This window comes from Micromonospora sp. NPDC049580, from assembly GCF_040675595.1.
Lineage (GTDB): Bacteria > Actinomycetota > Actinomycetes > Mycobacteriales > Micromonosporaceae > Micromonospora.
The window spans coordinates 1-4,960 of record NZ_JBFAPG010000473.1 but is presented as its reverse complement, the minus strand read 5'-3'; the positions used below and the strand labels follow the sequence as shown (position 1 = coordinate 4,960).

At 72.0% G+C, this 4,960-nt stretch carries 4 protein-coding genes; 1 reads left to right on the top strand and 3 read right to left on the bottom strand.

All coding sequences use genetic code 11. From position 1 onward, the window contains the following. From AB0J68_RS27130 to AB0J68_RS27120, 3 genes are all read right to left on the bottom strand, one after another. A partial coding sequence (locus AB0J68_RS27130; protein ID WP_363941159.1) for a thioredoxin domain-containing protein occupies positions 1-536 on the bottom strand: 536 nt, incomplete at its 3' end. Beyond that, positions 533-1,030, bottom strand: coding sequence for a redoxin domain-containing protein (locus AB0J68_RS27125; protein WP_363941156.1), 498 nt, complete (start codon positions 1,028-1,030; stop codon positions 533-535). The genes AB0J68_RS27125 and AB0J68_RS27130, both read right to left, overlap by 4 nt. A 60-nt stretch (positions 1,031-1,090) precedes the next feature. Then, positions 1,091-1,777 carry a BON domain-containing protein gene (locus AB0J68_RS27120; RefSeq protein WP_363941153.1) on the bottom strand — a complete coding sequence of 229 codons (687 nt, stop codon included), beginning with the start codon at positions 1,775-1,777 and terminating at the stop codon, positions 1,091-1,093. Between the two features lie 414 nt (positions 1,778-2,191). On the opposite strand from AB0J68_RS27120, the gene AB0J68_RS27115 reads away from it, so the two are divergent. After that, positions 2,192-4,927: a cellulose binding domain-containing protein gene (locus tag AB0J68_RS27115; protein WP_363941151.1), complete on the top strand. Its 2,736-nt coding sequence runs from the start codon at positions 2,192-2,194 to the stop codon at positions 4,925-4,927. Positions 4,928-4,960: the final 33 nt, after the last annotated feature.

The following is a 4,960-nucleotide window of genomic DNA, read 5'->3' as shown; positions in this document are numbered from 1 at the left end:
GCCGCGTCCACGGCGGCCAGCAGGTCGGGCAGGTCGTACCCGCCGTCGTGCCGGACGTCGTTGACGAAGAGCGTCGGCGTGCCGTTGACCCCGCTGCGGATCCCGCCGACGAAGTCCCGGCGTACCCGGTCGGCGAACTTTCCGCGCTCCACCTCGCCGTTCAGCTCGTCCGGCGGCAGCCCGAGCTGCTCGACGCCGAGCGAGAGGTGCACGGGGTCCAGCTGGTCCTGGTGCTCGTACAGCCAGTCGTGCATCTCCCAGAACTTGCCCCGCGCCGCGGCGGCCTCCGCCGTCTCCGCGGCCCGTTCGGCGTACGGGTGGACGTTGGCGATCGGGAAGTACCGGTAGACCAGCCGTACCGTGTCGGCGCGCTGGCGTAGCAACTCGTGCAGGTTCGCGTACGCGGCACCGCAGAACCGGCACTGGAAGTCGCCGTACTCGATCATGGTCACCGGGGCGTCGGACGGCCCGCGGGCGTGGTCCTCGATGGTCACCGGCTCCCGGAGCCGGGCGGTGACCTGAAGTGGGGTGGTCATCGGGCCATCACCTTCCGATCGCGGGCGAGGTTGTCCAGCGCGTCGAAGATCCCGTCCGCGCCCGGGTTGACGTCGGGGGCCGACAGGTAGCTCCACGCCACCGTCCCGGCCTGGTCGAGCACCACCAGCGCGCGGGCCGCCTCGCCCTGCGGGGTGTACGCGCCGTACTGGCGGGCCACCTCGCCCTTGGGCTCGAAGTCGGACAGCAGCGGGAAGGTGATGCCCCGGCTCTCGGCGAACGCGCGGTGCGACCAGATGCTGTCCACCGAGATGCCGAGCACCATCGCCTGGTACTGGTCGAACACCGGTGCCGCCGCCTGGTAGAGCGACATCTGGTCCCCGCAGACCGGGCTCCAGTCGGCGGGGTAGAAGACGAGCACGACCGGGCGACCCCGGAACTGCTCGGGGCCGGTCTGGCGCCCGTCCGGAGTGCTCGCCAGGGTGAAGCCGGGCGCGGGGCGCCCGGGTTGGATCAGCCCGTTCGGATCACTCATGCGCCCAGCCTGCCTCCGGGGCGGGTGAGGCCGGCTCACCCGCCCCGGGTGGTTGCGCGCTCAGCGCAGGACCGGTGCGACCGCGATGTGGTTCTGGACCTCCCGGATGCCCGGTGCGGACCAGGCCACCTGCTCCACCTCGGCGCGTTCGGGGATGGAGTTCACCAGTCCGGCGAGCACCGCCGTGTCGCCGTGCACCCGGACGGTGACCCGTTCGGCCTCGGTGGCGCCGGCCCGGGCCAGCGCGTCCACGATCCGGTCGGCCACGTTCGCGCTGTCCGGCGGCGCGCTCGGCCGCACGGTGACGCCGTTGCTGACGCCCCGCACGCCGGTCAGCCGCGAGACCGCCCGTTCGGCGGCCCGGCGCTGGTACTCCCACTCGACCTCGCCGTGCAGCGTCACCCAGCCGGCCGAGACGGTGACCTGGAGCTTCTCGATGGGCACGAACGCGTCCCACTCCAGAGCGTGGCCCGCCGCGGCGGCCACGTCCGGGTCGGCGCGCTCGTCGCCGCCGGGCAGCTGCACGGTCAGATCGTTGGCGACCGCCCGGACTCCGACGACCCGGTGCGCGGCCCGTTCTGCGGCCCACTTCTTCGCGTAGCTGTCCACCCGCCCGGTCAACGTGACGACGCCCTCGGCGACGGTCACGCCGATCTCGTGCGGCTGCACCCGGTGTTCCCAGGTCAACTCGTCGAGTACGGCGGACTGGATGTCCTGGTCGGTGCGCGTGATCGTCGCGATGGCCATCGGCCCTCCCTCGCTGCGTGCGCTGGCTGGCGGACCGGTTGACGCGAGTGGCCGGCTGGCCCGCCGGCTCCGATGGTGTCGGCCACCGGGGTGAGCGGACCTCACCCGATCCGGACGACGGACCCACCGGACCTGCCGCGCCGCGCGTCGACGTCCCGCCGTCGATGGTGGGAGCGCTTCCATAGCGGCGTCGAATCGGTTAGGGTGAGTGCGTTCCTCGATCGCGGGAGCCTCGCGTCGGGTGGTTGGAGCCAGGGCAAGCTCCGATCCGTCACCCGCGTCGTCGCCCGTCCCCCGGGCCACGGCGCACCACCTTCGGTCGATCCTTCCCCGCGTCGTCGCCCGTCCCCCGGGCCGCGACGCCACCCTGGTCGATCCCGTCTCCCGGGTCTACACCCCCGAGAGGAACCACAGATGCCCAGATCACTGGCCGGCGCTCTCGTGTCGGCGTTGGCCGTCGCAACGGCCGTCGTGGCGGTCCCCATCACCGCCGCTGGCTCGGCGCCGGCCCCGGCCGCCGCCGAGGCGTACACCTGGCGCAACGTGCCGGTCGGCGGCGGCGGCTTCGTGCCCGGCATCGTCTTCAACCCCACCGAGAAAAACCTGATCTACGCGCGGACGGACATCGGCGGGGCCTACCGCTGGGAGCAGTCCAGCCAGTCGTGGACGCCGCTGCTCGACTGGGTCGGCGCGGACCGCTGGGGCTACAACGGCGTGGTCAGCATCGCCACCGACCCGGTGCAGACCAACCGGGTGTACGCGGCGGTCGGCATGTACACCAACGGCTGGGACCCGAACAACGGCGCGATCCTGCGCTCGTCCGACAAGGGCGCCACCTGGCAGGTCACCGAGTTGCCGTTCAAGAACGGTGGCAACATGCCGGGCCGGGGCATGGGTGAGCGGCTGGCCGTCGACCCCAACCGGAACAACATCGTCTACTACGGCGCCGAGGGCGGCAACGGGCTGTGGCGCAGCACCGACTACGGGGCGACCTGGGCCCGGGTCACCGCCTTCCCCAACGCCGGCAACTACCGGGCCGACCCCAGTGACCCGAACGGCTACAACGGGCAGAACCAGGGCCTCACCTGGGTCAGCTTCGACAAGAGCACCGGCACCGCCGGCTCCACCACCCAGACGATCTACGTCGGCGTGGCGGACAAGGAGAATCCGGTCTACCGCAGCACCGACGGCGGTGTCACCTGGACGCGCATCCCCGGGCAGCCCACCGGCTACCTGGCGCACAAGGGTGTCGTCGACCCGGTCGGCGGTCACCTCTACATCGCCACCAGCGACACCGGCGGCCCGTACGACGGCGGCAAGGGCGACGTCTGGAAGTTCACCCGCTCGACCGGGGCCTGGACGCGGATCAGCCCGGTGCCCTCCACCAGCGCCGACGACTACTTCGGCTACAGCGGTCTGACCATCGACCGGCAGCACCCGAACACGCTGATGGTGGCCACCCAGGTCTCCTGGTGGCCGGACGCGATCTTCTTCCGCAGCACGGACGGCGGAGCGACCTGGACCCGGATCTGGGACTTCACCAGCTATCCCGAGCGGTCCCGCCGCTACACCATGGACATCAGCTCGGTGCCCTGGCTGACGTTCGGCGTCAACCCGGCGCCTCCGGAGTCCGCGCCCAAGCTCGGCTGGATGAACGAGTCGGTCGAGATCGACCCGCACGACTCCAACCGGATGATGTACGGCACCGGCGCCACCATCTACGGCACCACGGACCTCACCAAGTGGGACACCGGAGGTCAGCTCACCCTCCGGCCGATGGTCCGTGGCCTGGAGGAGACCGCCGTCCTCGACCTGGTCAGCCCGCCCAGCGGTGCACCACTGATCAGCGCGCTCGGCGACGTCGGCGGCTTCCGACACACCGACCTCGACACCATTCCGTCGATGCTCTTCACCCAGCCGGTCTTCACGAGCACCACCAGCCTGGACTACGCCGAGAGCAAGCCCGCCGTGCTGGTGCGGGCGGGCAACTTCACCGACGCCGACCGGCCCAACGACAGCCACGTCGCCTTCTCCACCGACGGCGGCGCGAACTGGTTCCAGGGCACCGAGCCGTCCGGGGTCAACACCGGCGGCACGGTCGCCGCCGCAGCCGACGGCAGCCGGTTCGTCTGGGCTCCCGGCGACGCCGGCCAACGCGTCGTCTACTCAGTCGGCTTCGGCAACTCGTGGACGCCGTCCGCCGGCATCCCGGCCAACGCGATCATCGAGTCCGACCGGGTCGACCCCAACCGGTTCTACGGCTTCAGCGCCGGGCGGGTCTACCTGAGCACCAACGGCGGCGCGACCTTCACCGCCACGGCGGCGACCGGCCTGCCCAGCTCCGACGTCCGGTTCAAGGCACTGCCCGGTCAGTCGGGTGAGCTGTGGCTGGCCGGGCCGGGCGGGCTGTGGCGCTCCACCGACTCCGGTGCCAGCTTCACCAAACTGGGCGGCGTCAGCGCCTCCGGCAACGTCGGCTTCGGCAAGGCGGCGCCCGGCCGGACCAACCCCGCCGTCTTCCTCTACGGCACGGTGAACGGTCAGCCCGGCGTACACCGCTCCGACGACGGCGGAACGACCTGGGTACGCGTCAACGACGACCGCCACCAGTACGGCAACCCGACCGAGGCGCTGACCGGCGACCCGCGTGTCTACGGACGCGTCTACCTCGGCACCAACGGTCGCGGCATCCTGGTCGCCGACCGCACCGGCGGCACACCGACCACGCCTCCTCCCACCACGCCACCGCCGACCACGCCTCCTCCGACCACCCCGCCTCCGACGACACCGCCCCCGACCACCCCGCCCCCGACGACACCGCCTCCGACCACGCCGCCTCCGGCTGGTGGGTGTGCGGCGACCTACCGGGTGACCGGGTCCTGGTCGGGCGGCTTCCAGGCCGAAGTGGTGGTCAGCAACCCGGGCACCCGGCCCATCGCCGGTTGGACGCTGGGCTGGACCTTCCCCAACGGCCAGCGGATCAGTCAGCTCTGGGGCGGCACCCACACCCAGACCGGGGCGGTCGTCTCGGTCGTGGACAGCGGCTGGAACGGCGCGCTCGGTGCCGGTGCCAGCACCACGATCGGCTTCCTCGCTTCCTGGACCGGCAGCAACGCGCCGCCGGCCACCGTGAGCTGCACGAGTCGCTGACCCGGTGGCCCGGCGTCGTCCGGGCCGCCCGAG